This window comes from Limnohabitans sp. B9-3, from assembly GCF_002778325.1.
GTDB classification, from domain to species: domain Bacteria; phylum Pseudomonadota; class Gammaproteobacteria; order Burkholderiales; family Burkholderiaceae_C; genus Limnohabitans; species Limnohabitans kasalickyi.
The window spans coordinates 493,138-515,794 of the sequence record NZ_NESI01000002.1; the positions used below are offsets into that span (position 1 = coordinate 493,138).

Below are 22,657 nucleotides of genomic sequence, written 5' to 3' on the forward strand. Positions count from 1 at the left end.
GTGCAACTTGGCATGATTGGTTTGGGCCGCATGGGCGGCAACATTGTTAGGCGTTTGATGCGCCATGGTCACACCAGCGTGGTGTACGACGCCAACCCCGACAGCGTGGCCCAGCTCGCCCAAGAAGGTGCCACGCCCAGCCACGATTTGGCCTCTTTGGTGGCCCAATTGCAAACGCCTCGTGCGGTGTGGGTGATGTTGCCTGCGGGCGAAATCACCGCGTCGACCATCCAAATGCTGAGCACCTTGCTGGAGCCCGGTGATATTTTGATTGACGGCGGCAACTCGAATTTTCAAGACGATGTGCGCCACGCGCACATGCTCAAAGCCAAAGGCATTCGCTACCTCGACGTGGGCACCAGTGGCGGCGTGTGGGGCTTGGACCGCGGCTATTGCATGATGATTGGCGGCGACGCCACGGCAGCGCAGCACCTCGATCCGATTTTCAAAACCTTGGCGCCTGGTGTGGGCACCATCCCCAAAACGCCCGGCCGCGAAGGCAAAGTGTCGACCGCAGAAGAGGGCTACCTCTACACCGGCCCCGCGGGCTCGGGCCATTTCGTGAAGATGATTCACAACGGCATTGAGTACGGTTTGATGCAAGCGTATGCCGAGGGCATGGACGTGCTCAAAGGTGTGGGCCAAGACAGCATCCCCGAGGATCGCCGCTACCAGCTGGATTTGGCGGACATCACCGAGCTGTGGCGTCGCGGCAGCGTGGTGTCGTCGTGGTTGCTGGATTTGACGGCGATTTCGTTGGCCGAAGACCCTGAGCTCAAGGCCTATTCAGGCCATGTGCAAGACTCGGGCGAGGGGCGTTGGACCATCAACGCCGCCATTGAAGAGGCCGTGCCAGTGCCGGTGTTGTCTGCCGCGCTGTTTGCGCGTTTCCGATCACGTCAAATCAGCACCTTTGCAGACAAAATGTTGTCTGCGATGCGCAAGCAGTTTGGCGGCCATCAAGAGCCTGGCAAGCACTGGGCCGCGCAAAAATAACGGAAATACGGAGATTCAGGGGCATGGAAAACTTAGATGTGATGGTGCTGCGCACTTTGCAAGCTTGGCGTCAAAGCGGCCAACGCGCGCTGCTGGCCACGGTGGTGCGGACGTGGGGCTCGTCGCCACGGCCCATTGGCTCCATCATGGCCCTGTGCGAAACCGGTGCGGTGGTGGGCTCGGTGTCGGGCGGTTGCATTGAAGATGATTTGATTTATCGTTTCACGCAAGCCTATGCCTCCTCCGCCAACGTGCAGCCGCAAGATGCCCCGCAAACCCTGCCTAGCGGCGCGCCTCAACGCGTGAAATACGGCGTCACGGCCGACGAAGCGCACCGCTTTGGTTTGCCGTGTGGCGGCACCTTGGAGTTGGTGCTGGAGTTTGACCCAGACCCTGCCTTGTTGACCGAGTTGTTGGACGCTTTGTCGCATGGCCGTTTGATGCAGCGCCATCTTGATTTGCACAGCGGTGCCTGCCGCTTGCAAACCACCGACCAAACCGCCGAACTCAGCATTGACGACCACCGTTTGGTGAACACTTTTGGCCCAGAGTTCCGCATGTTGTTGGTGGGGGCAGGGCAGTTGACCGAATATTTGGCCACCATGGCCTTGTTTTCTGGCTTTGCCGTCACGGTGTGCGACCCGCGCGAGGAATACACCGGCGCGTGGTCGGTGCCTAACGTGACCGTGCTCAAAGACATGCCCGACGATGTGGTGCAGCAGTTCAAACCCGACAGTCGCAGCTGCGTGATTGCCTTGACCCACGACCCGAAGTTGGACGATTTGGCCTTGCTCGAAGCCCTCAACACCGAGGCGTTTTACGTGGGCGCCATTGGCTCGCGTCGCAACAACGAAGCCCGTCATCAACGCATGATTGAGCACTTTGACCAAACTGAAGCGTCCTTGGCTCGCTTGCGCGGCCCGATTGGCATTTACATCGGCAGCAAAACACCTTCCGAGATTGCGGTCAGCGTGATGGCCGAGGTGCTGGCGGTCAAAAACGGCGTGCCTTTGCCGCGTGACTTGGACGTGGCCCACATGAAGAACAGCCAAAACGTGGCGCACAACGACCCAGGCGTGCTGGTGTGCGGCATTCGTTGACACAGGGCGACTGATAACCCCGCAAAACCTGCGGACAGGGGCTAACCCTTACACTTGTCGGCTCATGAATGCCTACGCCGACGTCTCCCTTTTTCCCCGCAACGCCAAGCCCCTGAACAGTTACCGCAAGTACTGGGCAGCTCGCTTTGGCACGGCGCCTTTTTTACCCATGAGCCGCGAGGAAATGACGCAGCTCGGTTGGGACAGCTGCGACATCATCATCGTGACGGGCGACGCCTATGTGGACCACCCCAGCTTTGGCATGGCGGTGATTGGCCGCATGTTGGAAAACCAAGGCTTTCGCGTGGGCATCATCGCTCAACCTGATTGGCAAAGCGCCGATCCGTTCAAGGCTTTAGGCAAACCGAATTTGTTCTTCGGCGTGACCGCTGGCAACATGGATTCGATGATTAACCGTTACACGGCCGATCGCAAAATCCGCAGTGATGACGCTTACACAGCGGGCGACATTGGCGGCAAACGCCCCGATCGCGCCGCTTTGGTCTACAGCCAGCGCTGCAAAGAGGCCTACAGCGACGTGCCAATTGTGTTGGGCGGCATCGAAGGTTCGTTGCGCCGCATTGCGCATTACGACTACTGGTCCGACAAAGTGCGTCGCTCGGTGGTGGTGGACAGCAAGTGCGACTTGTTGCTCTATGGCAATGCCGAACGCGCCATTGTCGAAATTGCCCACCGTCTGGCCGCGAAAGAGCCCGTGCAGCAAATCACCGACGTGCGTGGCACGGCCTTTGTGCGTCGCGAAACGCCAGAAGGTTGGTTTGAGATTGACTCATCCAGCATCGATGCGCCCGGCCGTGTTGAGGCCCACGTCAACCCGTATTTGATGGTCAGCGACCAAGCCAAAGCCCAAGGTGAAACTTGTGCGCGCGAGGATGAGGCCAACGCGGTGGCGGATGCTGCTAACGCACAAGCCAAAGCACAAACCGGCGCAGCCACCGCCAAAGGTGAATCGTCGGGCAGCGCGCAAGGCTTCACCATCTCACCGCTCAAATTTGTCGACAACCCTGCGCTGCAAGGCAAAGGCAAGCTCAAAGTGCCCCCGCGTGATCGCAGCGTGATTCGCTTGCCCGCCTTCGAGCAAGTCAAGTCTGACCCCGTGCTTTACGCCCACGCCAACCGCGTGCTGCACTTAGAAACCAACCCTGGTAACGCCCGAGCCTTGGTGCAAGCCCACGGCGAAGGCCACACCGCCCGCGATGTGTGGGTCAATCCACCACCCATCCCACTCACCACGGCCGAGATGGATTTGGTGTTTGACCTGCCCTACGCCCGCAGCCCGCATCCGATTTACGCGGATGACAAAGGCGGCCACGATGGCGAGACCAAAATTCCCGCATGGGAGATGATCCGCTTCAGCGTGAACATCATGCGCGGCTGCTTTGGTGGTTGCACGTTTTGCTCCATCACCGAGCACGAAGGCCGGATCATTCAGAGCCGCAGCGAAGACTCGATCATTCGCGAAATTGAAGACATTCGCGACAAAGTGCCTGGTTTCACGGGTGTTATTTCTGACCTGGGTGGCCCCACGGCCAATATGTACCGCATTGGCTGCAAGAGCCCCGAGATTGAGTCGGCCTGCCGCAAACCCAGCTGCGTCTACCCAGGCATTTGCCAAAACCTCAACACCGACCACAGCTCGCTGATTCACATGTACCGCCGTGCCCGTGAGTTGAAGGGCGTGAAGAAAATTCTCATTGGCTCAGGCCTGCGCTACGACTTGGCTGTGCAATCGCCCGAGTACGTGAAAGAGCTGGTACAGCACCATGTGGGCGGCTACCTCAAGATCGCGCCTGAGCACACCGAGGGCGGCCCGTTGTCCAAGATGATGAAGCCCGGCATTGGCAGCTACGACAAGTTCAAACAGATGTTTGACAAGTACAGCGCCGAAGTGGGCAAGAAGCAATTCCTCATCCCATACTTCATCGCCGCGCACCCCGGCACCAGCGACGAAGACATGATGAACTTGGCCCTGTGGCTCAAGCGCAATGGCTTTCGCGCCGACCAAGTACAAACCTTCTACCCCAGCCCCATGGCCAGCGCCACGGCCATGTACCACTCAGGCCGCAACCCTTTGGGGCGCGTGACGCGCACCAGCGAAGTGGTGGACGTCGTGCGCGGCGAGCGTCGCCGCCGCCTGCACAAAGCCTTTTTGCGCTACCACGATGCCAACAACTGGCCATTGTTGCGCGAAGCCTTGAAAGCCATGGGTCGCGCCGATTTGATCGGCAACGGCAAGATGCATTTGATTCCGACGTTTCAGCCGCAAACCGATGGCAACTATGTCAGTGCGCGTCGCAAAAACAGCACGCTCACTCCCAAAGCGGGTGTGGCGAAAGCAGGGGTTGCCAAAACATCGATGCGCAACGAGCCCACAAAGGGCCGCATGCTCACGCAACACACGGGCTTGCCGCCGCGCGCTAAAAAGTGATATGACGCAAACATCAAACAAGGTCCTTAGTTCAGAGCAGTCATTCGTCAACGATATCCAAGTTCGGCAAGCTGTGCTGTCAGATTTGGAGTCGATCACATCCTTGTTTGATGCATACCGACAGTTTTATGGCCGTTCGACCGATATCGCTGGAGCCAAAGCTTTTTTGCTTGAACGCTTTAACCATGGTGAGTCTGCACTCTTCATTGCATTTCTAGGCACCGATCCTGTGGGGTTTACTCAGCTTTATCCCAGTTTCTCATCTGTGTCCTTGGCAAGAATATTCATTCTCAACGACTTATTCGTCAGCCCAGATGTGCGCAAAAAAGGCGTGGCGAAAAAGCTCATGCAAGCCGCTGCTAACTTCGCTAAATCGTTGGGCGCTGCTCGTATGTCGCTGTCGACCTCAGTGAGCAATCTATCGGCGCAAGCTTTGTATGAGTCGATGGACTGGGAAAAAGACGACCAGTTTTATCACTATCAATTGCCTTTGTAGACGCCGAAAAAAACGGCTCGTTCTAATTGGGTCCTATAAAAAACTTAATTTCTTTGGATTCGGGTCTTTTTATCAATATGCCCCTTACCTTGGCTTTGAGGTATTCGCCAAATAACCCACCATCCACGACTAATCCAGTTTTCAAAACCTGTTGTCTGGATATCAGTTAGCGACTACGCGCTTTCATAGCCCGCTCCACCTCGCGCTTGCCTTCGCGGTCCTTGATGGTGTCGCGCTTGTCGTGCTCGGCCTTGCCTTTGGCCAGCGCGATTTCGCATTTGATCTTGCCGTTTTTCCAGTGCAAATTCAGGGGCACCAAGGTGTTGCCCTTTTGCTCAACTTTGGTGATCAAGCGTTTGATTTCGTCTTTTTTAAGCAGCAACTTCTTCGTGCGCACGTTGTCTGGGTTGACGTGGCTCGATGCTGTGTGGAGCGGGTTGATTTGGCAGCCGATCAAAAACAGCTCGCCATTGCGCACCACCACGTAGCCGTCGGTGAGTTGCACCTTGCCTTCGCGGGCAGACTTGACCTCCCAGCCTTCCAGCACCATGCCTGCCTCGAATTTTTCTTCAAAGAAATAGTTGTACGCGGCCTTTTTGTTGTCGGCGATGCGTGTTTGGAGTGCAGGTTTTTTGGTGGCCATTTAGAAAATGTGGGGACAGTAGAGCTTCTTACAATAGACCCCATTCTATGAAAACCGTTCACAAGTCCGTCCTTATTTGGTTCAGCGCCGAAGAAATGTTCAGCTTGGTCACTGACGTGGCCCGGTACCCTGAATTTTTGCCTTGGTGTGACCGTTCGCGTGTGGTCGAACAGCACCCCAACGGCATGACTGCCGAGATCGGTATGTCGCTTGGCGGTTTCCGCAAAAGCTTCACCACACGCAACGTGCACATCGAGGGCCGCCAAGTCAAGCTTGAGCTGATTGATGGCCCCTTCAAACATTTGGATGGCACCTGGGACTTCCACCCGTTGACCGATCCCAACACCCAAGCCCCCCAACGTGCATGCCGCATCGAGCTGACCCTGAACTACAGTTTCGAGAGCATGTTTGGTGCGTTAGTGGGCCCTGTGTTCGACAAGATTGCGGCCACGCTGGTAGATGCGTTTGTCAAACGTGCCGAGCAGGTGTTTCCCGCGTGACCGTCGTTGTCAAAGACTCGATCACGCTGACCCTGCTTTATTCACCCACCCCCCGCGTGGTGGATGAACGAACCTTGTGTTGCGCACTGGGCACCACGGTCGAGCAAGCCTTAGAGCAAAGCGGTCTGTTGCGCGACCACCCCGAGATTGCCTTGCACAACGCCGACGAATTTGTGGCGGGTGTTTGGGGGCGAAAGACCACACCGAACCACCTCTTGCGCGACCTCGATCGCATTGAGATTTACCGCGCGTTGACCGTCGACCCCATGGTGGCTCGACGCGAACGCTTCCAAAAACAAGGCGCTGGCAGAACAGGTTTGTTCTCCAAACGCCGTCCTGGCGCAAAGCCGGGTTACTGAAGAACTTATGACACACAATTTTTGGCCCTCTAGCGGCTACACCTTGCTGACGCAAGACCAACAGGGTCACTTGGTAGTTAGCGATGACTTTTTGCGCTTCCTGCTCGAGCGACCCGAATTGGCACCGATTGCCAGCTCTTGCGCTGCAGAGATTGCCTTGCACCACAACTTGAGCGAGCAGCCTCGCATGGTCGTTAGCGCCGACACCTTGGCCGAGCTGCAAGACCCCGATGCCGCCGAGAACTACGCCGTGTGGCTGCGTTTCAGGGCGCGCCTGTTGGCGCACCCCACGTTAGAAGCCAGCTACATGGCTTTGTTCAAAGGCGAGGGCGTCGATGTGCCGCCCTTGCTGGTGCAGCACCTGACGCAAATTTTGTTGCGCCACGTCTTAGGTGAAGAGGCGACCGCCATGCAAGTGCGTGCCGCAGAAATGCTGATGCACACCCAAAAAATCACAGTACTCGAAGACGGTGCTGTCATGGCTGCCGACGACACCACGGTCGAGCGCCATGCCACGCAAGGCAGTTTCGGCTCGATTGGCGAATTGCTGCAACAAGGCGGCATCAAGTTGCGCAGCGTGGACTTGGATGTGCTCAACGACGACAACCAAGACGCCTATTGGCCCCGCAGCGAGAGTTTTGATTGGGTGCTTAGCCTCAACCGTGGTCAGCCAGGTTTGAACGCGCTGTGCGAGGTGATGGCCAAGTGGGTACAACACTTCTTGGGCGTGCAGGTGCAGATTCAAACCGAGCGTGAGATTGACGACGACCACTGGGTGTGGCACATCGGCTTGGATGCGCAGGCCAGCAGCATTTTGAATGACCTCTACCAAGGCAAAGAGGTGGAGGCCGAACGCATGGAGCGTCTGTTGTGCTTGTTCAAACTCACATTCGACGAACCCAACGCCATGTTGGCAGATGTCCGCGGCAAGCCTGTTTATTTGGCCATGGCGGTCGATGCCAATCAGCGCTTGAAGCTCAAGCCGCAAAACCTGTTGCTCAACCTGCCTTTGGCGCAGCGTTCGTAATTTGATTCAGCGCCCTTAAGGGCGTTCGATCGGCCCAGCCACTGATTTGTATAAAAACACGGCACGGCTGATGTCGGTCACCCACACCAAACCGTCGCCGATCTGGCCGATTTGCGCCACCTGAACAATCGTGTCAACGATGCTGTCACTTAGCTCATCGGGCGCCACAATTTCAATGCGCACCTTGGGCGTGTAGTCGGTCAGTTCTTCTTTTAAATTGCTGGGGCTTTGCAATTTGGTCGCAGAACAGCCTTCAGCCTTGCTCACGGTCATGCCAGGAAAGCCGGGGAGGGTACGCAGCTTTTCACGCAAGGTGGGAAGCTTGGAGGGACGAATGATGGCTTTGATTTCTTTCATGCTTTTTGTCTCAATCAGGCTTCAGGTTTTGTGTCATCGAACCAGTGATAAATCGTGGGAACCACCACCAAGGTCAGCAAGGTGCAGGTGATCAGCCCCCCAATCACCACAATGGCCAAGGGACGCTGCACTTCAGAGCCGGGGCCGTCTGAAATGAGGAACGGAATCAGGCCCAGCATGGCCACCGTGGCCGTCATCATGACGGGTCGGAATCGTTGACGGGCGCCCTCAAGCACCGCGTCTTTGACAGACATACCGCCCTCGCGCAAGCTGCGGATGTAAGACACCAGCACCACACCGTTGAGCACCGCGATGCCCCACAGTGCAATGAAGCCCACGGATGCGGGGACGGACAGGTATTCGCCGGCGATGAACAACCCCAGCACCCCACCCACCGAGGCAAAAGGCAACACGGTGATGATGAGGGTGGCGAACTTGACCGAGTTAAACAGCAAAAACAGCAAAAAGAAAATTGCTACCACTGTGATGGGCACAATAATTTTCAAATGGCCCAAGGCACGTTCCATGTTTTGAAATTGACCGCCCCATTCCAAGTAGTAGCCATCAGGTAGTTTGATTTTGTCGTCGACCTTAGCTTGTAGCTCGGCCACAAAACTGCCCAAGTCCCGATCTTTGACGTTGATGCCCACAACGATACGGCGCTTGGCCATTTCGCGTGAAATTTGCGCGGGGCCATCGAGCACTTGAATTTTGGCTACGTCGTCCAAGCGCGCCTGTGCGCCGTTGGCAGAGCTGAGGATGATGTTAGAAATAGCTTCTATGTTGTTGCGAAAGCGCTCAGGCAAACGCACGACAGCAGAGAAACGGCGCTCGCCCTCAAACACCTCGGACGCCACTTTGCCGCCAATCGCGGTTTCAATGATGTCATTCACATCTGACACGTTCAGCCCCATGCGCGCAATGGCTTGACGGTCGATGTCAATTTGCAAATACTGCTGGCCCGAGATGCGCTCCACGCGCAAGTCTTGTGCGCCTTGGATGGTTTGCGCTACCTTGGTAATTTGGTTGGCTACGCGTTTGAGCTCATCCAAATCGTCTCCAAAAACTTTCACGGCGATGTCGGAGCGCACACCTGTGACCATTTCTGCAACGCGTGCAGAAATAGGTTGCGACATGACAACTTGCGCACCAGGGAGAGCCTTCAATTTTTCACTGATCGTATTTGCAATGTCGTCTTGATTCCATCCAGAAGGCCACTCATCCTTGGGCTTCAGGCTCACAATCGGTGTTGATTCGTTGGTGCTTTGTGGGTCGGCAGGAGACTCTCCCCGTCCTAGGCCTGAGGTCGCCGACTTGACGCCAGGTACCGTGGAAATTAATTTCATAGCCTGCATTTCCATTTTTATGGATTCGCTCAATGAAATATTGGGTACACGAATAATGCTGGGCGTGATAGATCCTTCTTTCATTTCTGGAATGAAGGCGGTGCCTAAAAATGGAATGATGCCCGCAGCAAAAACAAGTGTCCCAATTGAAATGAGAACCGTGCCTTTTTGGTTCGACATGGCCAAGTCCAAAAGCTTTAAATACCGAGATTTCAGCGCTTTGATGAGTAACGTGTCGTGGTCACCATCCCCCACCGGGGGCTTGAGCAAATAAGACGACAACACAGGCGACAAAGTCATGGACAACACCAGCGATACAGCCAGTGCGATGGCAATGGTGTAGGCCAGAGGGGCAAACATCTTGCCCTCCATGCCTTGTAAGGTCATCAAGGGCAAGAACACCAAAATGATGATGCCCACGCCAAAAATCACAGGCGTGGCGACTTCGGTCACTGCGTTCAAAATGCCACGCACTTTGGTTTCGCCCAGTTCTGCAGCACGACCCAAGCGGGCATAGGCGTTTTCTACCACCACGACCGAGCCGTCCACCATCAAACCAATCGCAATGGCTAGGCCGCCCAGCGACATGAGGTTGGCAGAGATGCCCAGCTTGTTCATGGCCATGAAGGTGAGCAGCGGCGTCAGCACCAAGGTGGCCACCACGATCAGCGACGAGCGCACATCGCCTAAGAACAAGAACAACACAATCACCACCAGCACCACGCCTTCAATCAACACCTTGGTGACGGTCCACAGCGCCGCATCGACCAACTCGGAGCGGTCGTAATAGGGCACCACTTTCAGATCGCCTGGCAGCATGTCGCGGTCGTTGATTTCTTTCACACGCTTCTTGATGCGGCTCACCACCTCTTTGGCGTTACCGCCGGTCATCATCATCACAATGCCGCCCACCGCCTCGGTGTCGCCGTTTTTGATGACCGCGCCTTGGCGCACATCGTGGCCGAGTTTGATTTCGGCCACATCACGCATGTAAACCGGCGTGCCGTTGATTTCTTTCAGCACAATTTGGCCCAAGTCGCCCACGCCTTGAATCAGGCCCACGCCTCGAATCAGGTATTGCTCAGACGTTTGGGGCAGCACCCCGCCGCCAGAGTTGGCGTTGTTGCGAGAGACTGCGTTGTACACCTCTGACAGGCTGATGCGGTAATGGCGCAAACGCTCGGGGTTGACCAACACGTGGTACTGCTTAACGAAGCCGCCTTGCGAGTTGATTTCGGCCACACCAGGAATCGTGCGCAACAGGGGGCGCAGCACCCAGTCTTGGACCACGCGGCGTTGGGTCAGTTCTTCTTCGCTGAGTTCGCGGTTGCCGTCACCTGAATGCTCCAAGGTGTATTGGTACACCTCGCCCAAACCAGACGAAACAGGACCGAGCACTGGCGTGATGCCTGGGGGCAGGCGTTGGCCCACTTCCATCAGACGTTCCATGACCAATTGACGGGCAAAGTACACGCTGGTCTTGTCCGTAAAGACGAGGGTGATCAGAGAGAGACCCGGCTTGTTGAGCGAGCGCAACTCGGTCAGGCCAGGCAGGCCAGTCATGGCCACTTCGATGGGCACGGTGGCAAAGCGTTCCACCTCTTCGGGAGAGCGACCGGGGGCTTCGGTGGCAATTTGCACCTGCACGTTGGTCACGTCTGGAAATGCGTCTACCGACAGTTTGGTGGCGGCATGCAAACCAAAAAACAGCAGCATCACCGCGATGACGCAGACTACCAAGCGCTGCTTAAGCGCAGCACGAACAAGGGATTCAAGCATGACTTAGTTCCCGCTTTCCATGGCTTTGAGGTTGCGTTGGTTGTTCAAATGAAAGGCGCCTTCAACCACCACGTTTGCGCCTTGCTTAATGCCATCCATCACGACACGTTGCCCCCCACGCTCGGGGCCTAAGCGCACTTTGGTGAGCCTGAACATGCCATTGGCCTCTTGAACAAACACATGGTCGATGTCGTCTTCGCGAACCACGGCCGCAGAGGGCACAACCAGGCGCTGAACAGGAGCGGCCTCAATCAACATGGAAGCCAGCATGGAAGGCTTGAGCCGGCCGCCTTGGTTGTCGAGTTCGGTGCGCACCAGCACCGTGCGGGTGTCAGGGTTGACCGTTTGGCCCACATAAATCAGCTTGCCCATGAGCTTTTCGTTGTTCAGCGCAGGCACTTCGATTTGCACGGACTGCCCAGTTTTGACTTGTGAAATTTGTTGCTCGGGCACTTGGGCCACGGCCCAGACGCGTTGCAAGTTAGCAACTGCAAACAACACGTCAGAAGGCTGCACCACTTGACCGGCTGCAACCTTGCGCTCGACGACCACACCCTGAATGGTGGCAATCACGCTCGCCACCGAGTCAATCGCACCTGTGGCCGCCAAGCGCTCAATAGACGCGAGGCTGACGCCCAAAACGCGCAATTGATCTTGCGCAGCACGCGTTTCGGCAGAGGCAATTTCGTATTCGTTTTCGCGGCGCTGCAACTCAGCCAGGCTGAGCACATCCGCTTGGTAAAGTGTTTTGGCGCGCTCGACATTACGTCGGTGGAGCTCTTTCTCGGAGCGTGCTTTGAGATAGGCGAGCTGCGAGCTTGACAGTTCGCTGCTGTTGATGATGGCCAAGGTGTCGCCCTTCTTCACCGCGTCCCCCAGCTGCGCTTGAATTTGAGTGACACGCCCCGTCACACTGGCGCCAATCCGGGTCAAGGCTTGCTCGTCAAAGTCAATTTGACCCGCCACACGCAAGGTTTCAGAAACACCGGTGGTGAGGACCGCAGCCACTTTGATTTGGCTTTGAAGTGCAGCGTCGGCGGCAATCAAGCGGGTGTCGATGTCGTTTGTGCTGGCAGTTTCTAGTCCAGCTTTTTTGCACGCTGACAAAGACAAGGCACAACACATCAAGAGGGCGCTGATGGCGCGCATGGAAGAGGTTTTTTTCATAGGATGTATCAAGGCGTAGGGGTGGCGCGCAAGCGTTCAATTTCTGCCCAAGCGCTGGCTAATTCGTAACGTGCGGTGATTAATTCATTGCGGGCAGCACGCAAAACACGCTGTGCATCCAAGACTTCGAGAAAGCCCTTTTCGCCCGCTTTGTAGGCGATCTCCACAATTCGAAAGGCGTTGGCCGCTTGGCGAACAATGCCCGACTCCAGCGCCATCATTTGAGCTTGTGCGATGTCGTATTGCTGATAGGCCGCATCAAGCTCTTGAATGATCGAGAACTCTTGATGCAACACCTCGTTGTCCGCGCGAGACAGGCGGCTTGCGGCTTCGCCAATGGGGCCCACACGCGTGTTCCACAAGGGGACCGTGAGTGAGAAACCAATGCGTTTGTTACGAATCTCGTGGTCCTGATCAATGGCTGCTTTGAGGGCCAATTGCGGCAGACGCAAGGCTTTTTGCTCGTTGAGTTTGTGCGTGAGTTGTGCGCGTTCTGCACGGGCTTTGGCGAGTACGGGGTTTTCTTGGATGACTTCTGATTTGACCTGAGTCAGTGGTGCAGGGCGGGGTAAGTCCTGTGCGCTGTTGTCAATTTGGAAGTCGTCCGGTAACTGTGCGCCAACCACTGCACGCAATGCCGCACGCGACTGACGTGTGCGCAATTCAGCCGATTGCGCTAACTTTTGGGCATTGAGTGTTTCTGCGTCTGCTTTGACCAGCTCGTAACGCGCTGCTTCGCCCGTTTCTACGCGCAAGGCAATGCGGCTGCGAATGCCTTCCATCAACTTGCTGTCTTCTCGGCTTGCGCGTTCCTCGGCTTGACGGCGTATCAAGTCGAAGTAACGCAGCCGCAGTTTGGCAATCACATCTGTGGTGAACGCGCGTTGATGGGCTTGTTCGGCTTGCAATCCTGCTGAGGCTGCGTCGACGCGGGGCACACGTTGCCAAGGCATGTCTAAAGGCTGGGTGATGGCCCAGCTTTGCGTGGGCCCGACTTCAGCACGGTTCAGTCGCGTGACCTGTTGGCCCCGCGATGTTTCGATTTCAGGGTTTGGAAAAGCCCGCGCGGTGGTCACCGATGCGATGGCCGTGTTGACGGCCTCTTGGGTGGCTTTGACCGCAAAGCTGGAGTCAATCGTGAGTTTCTCGAGCTCACTCAAATTAAAGGTGGTGGGACTGTTGGCCCAACTCGCTGAGGCGTGCATCAGCACCGGCAGTAGCCAAACCTGGATTGGAAAAATTCGTCGCAGCAAAATAAAAACCTCTTGAGGGTGTGAGATGTGACAAACAACTAAATTATGGATTCGTAGACTAAAACTTAAGGAGCGCACGGAATTGAAACGTGCTTTTTCTGCGGCTAGATAGCTGTATACAAGTGATGCGGCGACGGTCTCTAAAATATTGTTTTTGGAGCAATCACCATGCGCCTTCTCGGCAAAGCCCTCACCTTCGACGACGTGTTGTTGGTGCCAGCCTTCTCCCAAGTCCTTCCCAAGGACACGTCCCTCGCGACCCAATTCACCCGAAACATCCGCCTGAACTTGCCCTTGGTCTCTGCGGCCATGGACACGGTCACAGAAGCCCGTTTGGCCATTGCCATCGCGCAAGAAGGCGGTATTGGCATCGTGCACAAAAACCTCACCGCGCAAGAGCAAGCCGCCCAAGTCGCGAAGGTCAAGCGCTATGAGTCGGGTGTGTTGCGCGACCCTGTGGTCATCACGCCTGACACCACCGTGCGCCAAGTGATGGCATTGAGCGACGAGCTCGGCGTGTCTGGCTTTCCTGTCTGCGAAGGCCGCCAAGTCGTGGGCATCGTCACTGGCCGCGATCTGCGCTTTGAGACACGCTATGACCAAAAGGTCAGCGAAATCATGACGCCCCGCGAGCGCTTGGTCACCGTGCCTGAAGGCACCACGCCTGAGCAAGCCAAGCATTTGTTGAACAAACACAAACTCGAACGCCTGTTGGTCATCAACGATGCCTTTGAACTCAAAGGCCTGATCACCGTCAAAGACATCACCAAACAACTCAACTTCCCCAACGCTGCCCGCGATGCCGCAGGCAAGCTGCGCGTAGGCGCTGCCGTGGGCGTGGGCGAGGGCACCGAAGAACGTGTTGAAGCCTTGGCCCGCGCTGGCGTGGATGCCATCGTGGTGGACACGGCGCACGGCCACAGCAAGGGCGTGATCGAGCGCGTGCGTTGGGTCAAGCAAAACTACCCGCACATCGAAGTCATCGGCGGCAACATCGCCACGGGCGCAGCGGCTTTGGCTTTGGTCGAAGCCGGCGCTGATGCGGTCAAAGTGGGCATTGGTCCAGGCTCTATCTGCACCACCCGCATCGTGGCGGGCGTGGGTGTGCCGCAAATCATGGCGGTGGACAGCGTGGCCACTGCCCTCAAAGGCACAGGCGTACCGCTCATTGCTGACGGCGGCATCCGCTACAGCGGCGACATCGCCAAGGCCATTGCCGCAGGCGCAGGCACCGTGATGATGGGTGGCATGTTTGCGGGCACCGAAGAGGCACCGGGCGAAATTGTGTTGTTCCAAGGCCGCAGCTACAAGAGCTACCGCGGCATGGGCTCGATTGGTGCCATGCAACAGGGCAGTGCCGACCGCTACTTCCAAGAGTCGAGCACCGGCAACCCCAACGCCGACAAACTGGTGCCCGAGGGCATTGAAGGCCGCGTGCCCTACAAAGGCTCGGTTGTGTCCATCATTTACCAAATGGCGGGTGGTTTGCGTGCCAGCATGGGTTACTGCGGTTGCGCCACCATCGAGGCCATGCACGACGAGTCACAGTTTGTTGAAATCACGGCTGCGGGCATCCGCGAAAGCCATGTGCACGATGTGCAGATCACCAAAGAAGCGCCGAACTACCGGGCTGAATAAGATCAGCCGAAGCGCTAAGAGCCAGCCACCCAAAGGGGTGGCTTTTTTGTGTCAACCAAGCTTCACCGTTAAAAGCTCTTACGTTGGTTGAGCGTCCTCTATACCCTTAGTTCTAAGGGTAAATAACATGAATATGCTTTTTCCAATACAAATAACAAGTCAATAATTAGTAACTAACACCTTCAAATCTCATCTTTCAAAGTCATGAAATTCACACTTGGCTGTACCGCGGAAACTCTTGGACTTCTGATCGTAGCCCTGACCATCGCAACGTCATCTCAGGCAGCCGACCTGAAATCGGGCGTTAAGCTTTTCAACAGTGAGTGTTCCGAGTGCCACACGATGAAAGAGGGCAAAAACAAAAAAGGGCCCTCTATTTACGGCGTGCTCGGACGCAAAGCTGCAACCATCAGTGATTACGACTATTCAACAGCGATCCGTACCAGCAATATTTTATGGACAGAAGATAAGCTGGATGAATACATCGCCAATCCAGCCAAAGTGTTGCCGGGGGGCAAGATGAAATATGAAGGGCTGCGTGACGCCGGTAAACGAGAAGACATCATCAAATATCTTAAGTTTTTCAGCGAATGAGTCCTATGAATAAATCTATTTCACTGACCATGCGATTGGTGGTCTCTATGTTCATCGTGCCCATCTTGATGGCCGTTGTCATTGCATATCAAGGTTTTCGCCAATCCGAAGACTCCAAAAGTCGACTGGACTACTTTATTTTGACAAGTGTGCCAAGCATCGAATTGCTCGAACGCATCCGTTACACCTTGGCTAAGCACGCCGCGACGGTGAACTTGGCGGTACTTGTCCACAAAGACGATAAGTCAGTCCTCGACAAACTTGATGAGTTGCAAAGTGGGATTGAGATTTTGGAAGACAAATTCGCTAACGAATACTTAGCAGATGAGGAAGACAAACGTCTCAGTGACCTAGATAAAGCACAAACTCTGCGCTACATGCAGAGCGTGGCACAAACTGTGGAAATGCTGAAGTCCGGTGAAATTGACAAAGCCAAAAATCTAATCGCGACCGACGTTGCCCTTGTTTATGCAGAAGCTGATCAAGCGATCAAAAAACATGTTTCGTACGCCACTAAGTTGGCCGCAAAGTTCCAAGAGGAAGGCAAAGAATCTGCAGTCAACAACATGTGGATTCAGCTGGGGACAACGGGCTTCGCTGTTTTATTGTTAGGCGGATTGGGATTTTTGAATTTTCACGACATCATTCGCACGCTCGGCGGCGAGCCACGACGTGCGGCCAGCGCTGTTCGCTTGATGGCACAAGGCGACTTTTCCCAATCGATTCGTGCACAGTATCCAAACAGTCTGATCGCCGACCTGGAAGCAATGCGCAGCAGTCAGGGGGAATCGATTCATAAATTGCATGAGGCTGCGCGCAGCTTGCTTTTGTATGCGGAGTCATTGGCGAGTGCCTCGCATCAGGTAGCAAGTGGTGCTAACGATGGAAGTGACAACGCCACACGCATGGCGGCCTCAGCAGAAGAAATGACCATCAATATTTCCAATGTGGCTGAGAGCGCCAACATTGTGTCTCACAAAGTTTCGCAGGCGGGTGACATTGCAATTCGCGGGGCAGAGAGCATCACCGAACTGACCCGCAACTTGGCCGACTTTTCGATCAACTTCCACCAGTCGGTGAGCACGACGCAAAATTTGGGTCAGCAATCTGGCGAAATCCGATCGATCGTTGGTGAGATTAAGGATATCGCTGAGCAGACCAATATTCTGGCTCTGAATGCAGCGATCGAAGCCGCACGCGCGGGTGAGTCGGGGCGCGGTTTCGCGGTGGTGGCTGATGAAGTCCGTAAATTGGCTGAACGGACGAAGCAATCGACGGAAGACATTGCGGGCAAGATTCAGTCCATCCAAGTCAATGTGCAGCAGGTTGTAGGGGCCATGAATAAAAACCTGCAAGACATGGCACACAGCGAAGCCTTGGCGGAGAGAGCCAATTCGGCTGTGCAAGAAATCCGCAGTGCCAGCGAGAACACGGTGCACCTCGTGGCTGACATCAGTTCAGCGATTGCGGTCAATTCGACCACCAGCAAAGAGGTCGCAAAGGCGGTCGAAAACTTCGCCTCTTTGTCAGAGGAAAACAGTGTGGCTGCCAAGCAAGTGGCCATCACCGCCAGTGAATTGTCCAAGCTCGCTGAAAGCTTGAATCAGCTCACCCGCTCGTTCAAAGTGTGAAGCAGCACTGACGGAACACACCATGGATGCCCATGATGAACTGCTGGCAGATTTCATTGCAGAAGCATGGGAGGCCATGGACAAGCTGGACCAAGGTGTGTTGCAGCTTGAAAAGTTTCCCAATGACAAGGCGACTTTGGCGAATGTGTTCAGAGCCATCCACACCATCAAGGGCAGCAGCGGATTTTTTGGTCTTAAGCGCATCGAACGCCTGAGTCATGCGGCTGAGACCTTGCTGGGACATTTGCGTGATGGAAGAATAAATATCACGCCGGCTCGGACAGATGCCCTGCTGGCGTTTCTCGACGGTTTACGGTTGCTCATCCGTGCGCTCGAAGCGCACAAAGAGGAACTACCGGGTGAGGACACGTCACTGATTGAACGACTGCGCACCCTCTCTCACGAGGACGATCATGCGGATCAGACACCGATCACAGTGCCGAGTTTTGAGGCGCATGCGGCTGAGGTACTGACGCCGCTGCTGGCATTGGCTGTCGCGCCCGACGTGGAAGCAAGTCCACCCCAATCTACCTTGGCGGAGGCACCGATACCCGTCGAGCCGTTGTCTGAGGGCCGCAGCAGTGATGCATTAGCGCCTGTGAAAGTATCCGTCGAACTGCTCGACGATATGGTGAACAACGTGAGCGAGCTCGTGCTCGCGCGCAACCGACTGCTGCCTTATGCGCAGCAACACAATGACCGAGTCTTGGCCTCGATCGTCGCAACGATCGACCGTCTGACGCTGACGTTGCAGGAGCGCGTTCTCAAAACCCGCATGCAAACGATTGGGCAGCTCTGGAGCCGCATTCCCAGACTGGCCCGTGATGTTGCGCTGACTTGCGGCAAAGAAGTCGAGGTGGTTTGCCGTGGACAAGACACCGAACTCGACCGTGCCATGCTCGATGCCATCAAGGATCCGGTAATGCACTTGTTACGCAATTGCATTGACCACGGCATCGAAAGTCCCCAAGAGCGGCTGGCCGTTGGCAAGCCTAGACAGGGACAGGTGACGATCGATGCGCGCTATGAAAACGGCACCGTGGTCGTGGTTCTCGAAGATGATGGTCGAGGCCTGAATATGAGCGCGATTGCCCAGCGCGCAGTGACGCGTGGGCTGTTGAGTCCCGAAGCCTTGCCCGCATTGAGCGACGAGCAGCTGTCTGAATTTATCTTCTTGCCAGGTTTTTCCACGCGAGACGAAGTCACAGAAATTTCCGGTCGAGGTGTGGGCATGGATGTGGTGCGCACCAACCTATCAGCCGTGGGCGGGCATATCCGATTGCGCAGTGTCTGGGGTCATGGGACGCGTTGTACCCTGACCGTGCCGCTCACACTGGCCATCATCCCAGCTCTGCTGGTTAAGGCTGGCGATGAACATTACGCCCTGCCTCAAGCGCCTGTGCGTGAATTACTGCGCCACAAGTCAGGCGTGGGCACAGACACGATCGAAGATTTCTATGGCACACGGGTGCTTCGTCGCCGCCAACAGCTGATACCCCTGTATGAACTCCGCCAGTGGGTTGAGCTACCAGAGCGTGCGCGCCAAGACGGTGAACCCTGGAACATTGTGGTGATCGAGGTGGCTGACCTGCGTTTGGGCCTGTTGGTGGACGAGATTTTGAATCTGCAAGAGATCGTCATTAAGCCTCTGCCAGCTGCCCTACAACAAGGAAGTTTGTTCACGGGCGCAACCATTCAGGGCGATGGCCGTGTTGCACTGATTCTTGATGTGGGGCAATTGGCGCGGCGCTCGAGCAGCAACGCGCGGCTAGAGATGAGCGTCCACCAAGCAAAATCTGTGGCGCAGGAGGTACGTGACACGCTACCTATGCTGCTGGTGCATATCCCCACGTTTGGTCTGTCGGCCATTCCCATGACATTTGTCTGGCGGCTCGACAAGGTGGATGCCAAAGCTGTGACGGAACAGGCTGGCCATGCCGTTCTTTCTTATCAAGGCTATGTGGTTCGCTTGCTGAACCTTGAGGCCTTGCTCATGCCCGAAACACATCCATCCAAGTTGGTCTACGACCATCACTTGAACATCGTCATGTGCTGGCATGGTCAGGCCTTGGTTGGCTTGGTGGTGCAGCACATCGTGGGCATCGCGGATCTGGCGCGCCAGTTAGACCAAGCTGAAATCTTGCAATTTGGCCTCCAAGGCATGGTCTTGCACCAAGGTGAAGTGGTCAACGTGCTACACCTCCCCCAACTGTTGCAGGGCAACTCTGTGCCAAGCATGCGTTTTGAAAACGTGGAGGCGTGATGCCATGCTGAACACCTACATGAGCTTTCGTGTGTCGGGTCTTTTGCTCGGTGTGCCGGCTGAACAAGTTATTGAAGTTTCACGCTCCGCCGAGCTGACCCGTCTGCCTCAATCGGCTGATCACGTGCTTGGACTCATCAACTTGCGTGGTGCTTTAGCCGTGGGGATTGATATGGCGAGTTGCCTGAAATCAGAGGTGACCGTCTTTGAGCAACCCGTTCACAAAGAATCAGACTTGTGGGTTTTTGCTCAGACGTCTCAGGGGCTGTTGGGGTTAAAGGTTGATGACGTGTGTGATATCCATACCGTACCGCAGGTAGATCTTGGTCCCGCCCCTGTATCCCTTAAAGGGGCGTTAGGCCGAATAGTTTGTGGCACTGTGCCATTGCCAAGTGCTTTGCTGCACGTTCTAGCGCTCAATGAAATTCCTTTGCAGGCGGATGCCCGCTTCTTCAATTCCACGCTTGAGGACACACGATGAAACTCCAGGTCAACCAAATGCCAAGAGACTTTCAAGGCGACCCACAAACCCCCTTGCTGTGGGTCTTACGCGATCACCTGCAGCTCACCAGTGTGAAATACGGATGTGGTCAGGGTCTTTGCGGAGCATGCTCGGTGCATGTTGATGGGACGCTGACACGTTCATGCTCGGTCAGTGCTGACGACGTTCAAGCCCAAAAGATCAGCACGCTTGAAGGCCTCCCGCCTCGAATTGGACAAGCTATCCAGGCTGCATGGATCGAGCTAGACGTGCCACAGTGCGGTTACTGCCAGTCCGGCATGCAGATGGCTGCAGCAGCCTTGCTCAAAGACAACATCAAGCCCAGCAACGACGACATCAACGACGCGATGAAAAAAAATGTGTGTCGTTGTGGGACCTACTCGCGCATACGCAAAGCTATTCATTTGGCCGCGCAAAAACTGGCTTAAGTAGGAAATCAAATGCAACGACGTCAATTTTTGCAAACCAGCACTGCAGCCATTTCTGGTCTTTGGTTAGGCCTGTCAGGCACATCACAAACCGTGTGGGCCGCAAGTGCCGAACTCACGAGCCCATGGTTGCGACTGTCCAAAGACAATCACTTGACCATTTTTTCGGCACGATCGGAGATGGGACAGGATGTCCACACCACCTTAGCCATGCTGATTGCGGAGGAGTTGGATCACCCATTTGATCTCATCCGTGTCGAAATGGCCCCCAGTAATGCGGCCCTCTATGGCAACGCATTGCTCGGAGGCATACAGGTGACAGGCAGTTCCACTTCCGTCCGTGAGGCGTGGGGCAAACTTCGTCAAGTTGGTGCAACGGCGCGGGCTTTGTTGCTGCAGGCCGCTGCAGCGAAGTGGGATGTACCCATCTCCGAATGTGTAGCTGCCCATGGTGTGATCAAGTCTGGCCTGCGCCAGGCAACCTATGGCGAGTTTGCCAACCTAGCTGCGCAACAAAATTTAGCTCAGCCCGCCATCCCCAAGTCGTCAGACCAATACCGATTCATAGGAAAGCGTTTGCGCCGTCTGGATACACGGGACAAAGTGCTGGGCAAACCAGTGTTTGGTATCGATGTGCGCCAACCTGGCATGCTCAGCGCGGGCGTCAGCATGTGCCCCGTGATCGGGGGCAAACCCGTCAAAGTGGACGACACGGCGGCGCGCGCTATCGCGGGTGTCAGGGGCATCTTCAACTTGCCTGACGGTGTGGCGGTGGTGGCCGATGATTTCCACATTGTTCAGCAGGCACGCGAAAAGCTCAAAATCAGTTGGGACACTTCGCATTTACCACCCGTTGTTGATAACGCCGCAATCGACGCTGTGTTGGCGCATGCTGCAGACAACACCAGCGGGTTCGTGATCAACCAAGTAGGGGAGGCACCCGAGGTCTCGCAAAGCACTGGAAGCGTGCGGATGGAGTACCGACAACCGCTTCTGGCGCATGCTGCATTGGAACCTATGAACTGCAGCGTGGTGCTGCAGATCGATGCCTGTCACGTCTGGGGGCCTTTCCAATTCCAGCAAGGTGTGAGCGCTGTGGCCAAAGCCATCACAGGCCTGCCCTTCGAGCAAATTCATGTCCACACCACTTTCCTAGGTGGCGGCTTCGGTCGCAAGATGGAGCTGGACTGTGTCACACAGGCTGTGATGATCGCCAAGCTCAGTCAGCAGCCCATTCGGCTGACATGGAGCCGAGAAGACGACACGCAACACGACTTCTACCGCCCACCATCGTTGCACCGCTTTGCAGCCCGTTTAGCGGCTGATGGTCGCTTGGAAATGTTGAGCGGAAAATTGGTGTCTCCCTCGATCCTTAAACGCTTTAGGCCGCAAGGGGTGAGTAAAGGTGTCGATCCTTTCATGGTGGAAGGTCTGAAGGATTTTCCATACGAGGTGCCTCACCTTCGACTCGAATCGGTCATGCAGGATGTCGGTGTCCGCGTGGGCTTTTGGCGCGGGGTCAGCTACAACCTCAACGCCTTTGCGATCGAGTCTCTGATGGATGAGATGGCCCAAGGCAGTGGACAAGATCCGATCGCATTCCGTTTGCGCCATCTTGGCAACCACCCCCGTGCGCAGGTGGTGTTGCAGACGCTGGCCAGTAAGGTAGCTTGGGGAAAGCCTCAACCAGCGGGCCGACATTTGGGCGTAGCGATTTGTTATTCCTACGGGTCATATGTGGCTGTGGCCGCTGAGGTGTCCTCTGAGGACGGTAACCCGCGCGTTCACAAAATCAGCTGTGTGATCGATGCAGGTATTGCTTTAAGACCCAATCAAATTGAAGCGCAGATTGAAGGTGGACTGTTATGGGGATACAGCAGCGCCATGCGTAACAGCATCACGATCAAGAACGGTGCAGTCGTCGAAGATAACTTTGATAGCTATTCGATGCTGCGCTTTTCCGAAGTCCCCGAAGTCGACGTGCAAGTGCTCAGCACCGATCACCCGCCCAGCGGTGTGGGGGAGGCCGGTGTACCCGCCGCAGCGCCTGCCATTGCCAATGCCTGGGCTCGTGCCAGTGGCAAGCGTCTGCGAAGCATGCCCTTCATCACTAGCTAAGTTGGGACACA

Annotated in this window: 19 protein-coding genes; 14 read left to right on the top strand and 5 right to left on the bottom strand. The window is 55.8% G+C overall.

Features of this window, described 5'->3' with window-relative positions; genetic code table 11:
- From gnd to B9Z42_RS05110, 4 genes are all read left to right on the top strand, one after another.
- Positions 1 to 996, top strand: a complete 996-nt coding sequence (gene gnd, locus B9Z42_RS05095) for a phosphogluconate dehydrogenase (NAD(+)-dependent, decarboxylating) (RefSeq protein WP_100132312.1) — start codon at positions 1 to 3, stop codon at positions 994 to 996.
- Between the two features lie 23 nt (positions 997 to 1,019).
- Positions 1,020 to 2,096, top strand: coding sequence for an XdhC family protein (locus B9Z42_RS05100; RefSeq protein WP_100132239.1), 1,077 nt, complete (start codon positions 1,020 to 1,022; stop codon positions 2,094 to 2,096).
- Positions 2,097 to 2,160: 64 nt separating this feature from the next.
- Entirely contained in the window at positions 2,161 to 4,545 is a 2,385-nt protein-coding gene (locus tag B9Z42_RS05105) for a YgiQ family radical SAM protein (RefSeq protein WP_100132240.1), read from the top strand.
- Position 4,546: 1 nt separating this feature from the next.
- Complete coding sequence (locus tag B9Z42_RS05110; protein ID WP_100132241.1) at positions 4,547 to 5,041, top strand: GNAT family N-acetyltransferase; 495 nt, start codon at positions 4,547 to 4,549, stop codon at positions 5,039 to 5,041.
- Between the two features lie 166 nt (positions 5,042 to 5,207).
- Here B9Z42_RS05110 and smpB read toward each other — a convergent pair whose 3' ends face one another.
- Positions 5,208 to 5,684, bottom strand: a complete 477-nt coding sequence (gene smpB / locus B9Z42_RS05115) for an SsrA-binding protein SmpB (protein WP_100132242.1) — start codon at positions 5,682 to 5,684, stop codon at positions 5,208 to 5,210.
- A 47-nt stretch (positions 5,685 to 5,731) separates the two neighbouring features.
- Here smpB and B9Z42_RS05120 point away from each other — a divergent pair, with 47 nt between their 5' ends.
- Genes B9Z42_RS05120 through B9Z42_RS05130 form a run of 3 tightly spaced genes read left to right on the top strand, consistent with a single transcriptional unit; the run spans position 5,732 to position 7,570 of the window.
- Complete coding sequence (locus tag B9Z42_RS05120) at positions 5,732 to 6,184, top strand: type II toxin-antitoxin system RatA family toxin (protein ID WP_100132243.1); 453 nt, start codon at positions 5,732 to 5,734, stop codon at positions 6,182 to 6,184.
- Positions 6,181 to 6,543 carry an RnfH family protein gene (locus B9Z42_RS05125; RefSeq protein WP_233203533.1) on the top strand — a complete coding sequence of 121 codons (363 nt, stop codon included), beginning with the start codon at positions 6,181 to 6,183 and terminating at the stop codon, positions 6,541 to 6,543. The genes B9Z42_RS05120 and B9Z42_RS05125 overlap by 4 nt, the downstream gene beginning before the upstream one ends.
- Before the next feature lie 7 nt (positions 6,544 to 6,550).
- Positions 6,551 to 7,570, top strand: coding sequence for a DUF6352 family protein (locus tag B9Z42_RS05130; protein ID WP_100132244.1), 1,020 nt, complete (start codon positions 6,551 to 6,553; stop codon positions 7,568 to 7,570).
- Positions 7,571 to 7,585: 15 nt separating this feature from the next.
- Here B9Z42_RS05130 and B9Z42_RS05135 read toward each other — a convergent pair whose 3' ends face one another.
- From B9Z42_RS05135 to B9Z42_RS05150, 4 genes are read right to left on the bottom strand one after another with little or no spacing between them, the layout of a single operon-like run.
- On the bottom strand, positions 7,586 to 7,927 hold the full coding sequence (locus B9Z42_RS05135) for a P-II family nitrogen regulator (protein ID WP_100132245.1): 342 nt from the start codon (positions 7,925 to 7,927) through the stop codon (positions 7,586 to 7,588).
- 14 nt (positions 7,928 to 7,941) lie between these two features.
- Complete coding sequence (locus B9Z42_RS05140) at positions 7,942 to 11,052, bottom strand: efflux RND transporter permease subunit (protein WP_100132246.1); 3,111 nt, start codon at positions 11,050 to 11,052, stop codon at positions 7,942 to 7,944.
- Positions 11,053 to 11,055: 3 nt separating this feature from the next.
- Positions 11,056 to 12,219, bottom strand: coding sequence for an efflux RND transporter periplasmic adaptor subunit (locus tag B9Z42_RS05145; protein ID WP_199171980.1), 1,164 nt, complete (start codon positions 12,217 to 12,219; stop codon positions 11,056 to 11,058).
- A gap of 8 nt (positions 12,220 to 12,227) precedes the next feature.
- Entirely contained in the window at positions 12,228 to 13,424 is a 1,197-nt protein-coding gene (locus tag B9Z42_RS05150; RefSeq protein WP_100132247.1) for a TolC family protein, read from the bottom strand.
- A 216-nt stretch (positions 13,425 to 13,640) separates the two neighbouring features.
- Here B9Z42_RS05150 and guaB point away from each other — a divergent pair, with 216 nt between their 5' ends.
- The 7 genes from guaB (at position 13,641) to B9Z42_RS05185 (ending at position 22,646) form a co-directional block, all read left to right on the top strand.
- On the top strand, positions 13,641 to 15,110 hold the full coding sequence (guaB, locus tag B9Z42_RS05155) for an IMP dehydrogenase (RefSeq protein WP_100132248.1): 1,470 nt from the start codon (positions 13,641 to 13,643) through the stop codon (positions 15,108 to 15,110).
- Positions 15,111 to 15,314: 204 nt separating this feature from the next.
- Positions 15,315 to 15,704, top strand: a complete 390-nt coding sequence (locus B9Z42_RS05160) for a cytochrome c family protein (protein ID WP_100132249.1) — start codon at positions 15,315 to 15,317, stop codon at positions 15,702 to 15,704.
- A 5-nt stretch (positions 15,705 to 15,709) separates the two neighbouring features.
- Positions 15,710 to 17,335, top strand: coding sequence for a methyl-accepting chemotaxis protein (locus tag B9Z42_RS05165; RefSeq protein WP_158235904.1), 1,626 nt, complete (start codon positions 15,710 to 15,712; stop codon positions 17,333 to 17,335).
- Between the two features lie 22 nt (positions 17,336 to 17,357).
- The gene (locus B9Z42_RS05170; protein ID WP_100132251.1) at positions 17,358 to 19,598 is read left to right on the top strand and encodes a chemotaxis protein CheA; all 2,241 of its coding nucleotides are present in this window, start codon (positions 17,358 to 17,360) and stop codon (positions 19,596 to 19,598) included.
- Positions 19,599 to 19,602: 4 nt separating this feature from the next.
- Positions 19,603 to 20,079 carry a chemotaxis protein CheW gene (locus B9Z42_RS05175; RefSeq protein WP_100132252.1) on the top strand — a complete coding sequence of 159 codons (477 nt, stop codon included), beginning with the start codon at positions 19,603 to 19,605 and terminating at the stop codon, positions 20,077 to 20,079.
- Positions 20,076 to 20,528: a (2Fe-2S)-binding protein gene (locus tag B9Z42_RS05180; protein ID WP_100132253.1), complete on the top strand. Its 453-nt coding sequence runs from the start codon at positions 20,076 to 20,078 to the stop codon at positions 20,526 to 20,528. The genes B9Z42_RS05175 and B9Z42_RS05180 overlap by 4 nt, the downstream gene beginning before the upstream one ends.
- A gap of 12 nt (positions 20,529 to 20,540) precedes the next feature.
- Positions 20,541 to 22,646 (top strand): xanthine dehydrogenase family protein molybdopterin-binding subunit, encoded by a 2,106-nt coding sequence (locus B9Z42_RS05185; protein ID WP_100132254.1) that lies wholly within the window; start codon positions 20,541 to 20,543, stop codon positions 22,644 to 22,646.
- Positions 22,647 to 22,657 lie beyond the last annotated feature (11 nt).

What these genes read in the sequence shown, in the direction of transcription:
- B9Z42_RS05160 (WP_100132249.1), top strand. Translation starts at nt 15,315, where the DNA reads ATGAAATTCACACTTGGCTGTACCGCGGAAACTCTTGGACTTCTGATC.
- B9Z42_RS05170 (WP_100132251.1), top strand. Translation starts at nt 17,358, where the DNA reads ATGGATGCCCATGATGAACTGCTGGCAGATTTCATTGCAGAAGCATGG.
- B9Z42_RS05140 (WP_100132246.1), bottom strand. Translation starts at nt 11,052, where the DNA reads ATGCTTGAATCCCTTGTTCGTGCTGCGCTTAAGCAGCGCTTGGTAGTC.
- B9Z42_RS05130 (WP_100132244.1), top strand. Translation starts at nt 6,551, where the DNA reads ATGACACACAATTTTTGGCCCTCTAGCGGCTACACCTTGCTGACGCAA.
- B9Z42_RS05135 (WP_100132245.1), bottom strand. Translation starts at nt 7,927, where the DNA reads ATGAAAGAAATCAAAGCCATCATTCGTCCCTCCAAGCTTCCCACCTTG.
- B9Z42_RS05120 (WP_100132243.1), top strand. Translation starts at nt 5,732, where the DNA reads ATGAAAACCGTTCACAAGTCCGTCCTTATTTGGTTCAGCGCCGAAGAA.
- smpB (WP_100132242.1), bottom strand. Translation starts at nt 5,684, where the DNA reads ATGGCCACCAAAAAACCTGCACTCCAAACACGCATCGCCGACAACAAA.
- B9Z42_RS05185 (WP_100132254.1), top strand. Translation starts at nt 20,541, where the DNA reads ATGCAACGACGTCAATTTTTGCAAACCAGCACTGCAGCCATTTCTGGT.
- B9Z42_RS05175 (WP_100132252.1), top strand. Translation starts at nt 19,603, where the DNA reads ATGCTGAACACCTACATGAGCTTTCGTGTGTCGGGTCTTTTGCTCGGT.
- B9Z42_RS05180 (WP_100132253.1), top strand. Translation starts at nt 20,076, where the DNA reads ATGAAACTCCAGGTCAACCAAATGCCAAGAGACTTTCAAGGCGACCCA.
- guaB (WP_100132248.1), top strand. Translation starts at nt 13,641, where the DNA reads ATGCGCCTTCTCGGCAAAGCCCTCACCTTCGACGACGTGTTGTTGGTG.
- B9Z42_RS05165 (WP_158235904.1), top strand. Translation starts at nt 15,710, where the DNA reads ATGAATAAATCTATTTCACTGACCATGCGATTGGTGGTCTCTATGTTC.
- B9Z42_RS05150 (WP_100132247.1), bottom strand. Translation starts at nt 13,424, where the DNA reads ATGCACGCCTCAGCGAGTTGGGCCAACAGTCCCACCACCTTTAATTTG.
- B9Z42_RS05105 (WP_100132240.1), top strand. Translation starts at nt 2,161, where the DNA reads ATGAATGCCTACGCCGACGTCTCCCTTTTTCCCCGCAACGCCAAGCCC.
- B9Z42_RS05100 (WP_100132239.1), top strand. Translation starts at nt 1,020, where the DNA reads ATGGAAAACTTAGATGTGATGGTGCTGCGCACTTTGCAAGCTTGGCGT.
- B9Z42_RS05145 (WP_199171980.1), bottom strand. Translation starts at nt 12,219, where the DNA reads ATGAAAAAAACCTCTTCCATGCGCGCCATCAGCGCCCTCTTGATGTGT.
- B9Z42_RS05110 (WP_100132241.1), top strand. Translation starts at nt 4,547, where the DNA reads ATGACGCAAACATCAAACAAGGTCCTTAGTTCAGAGCAGTCATTCGTC.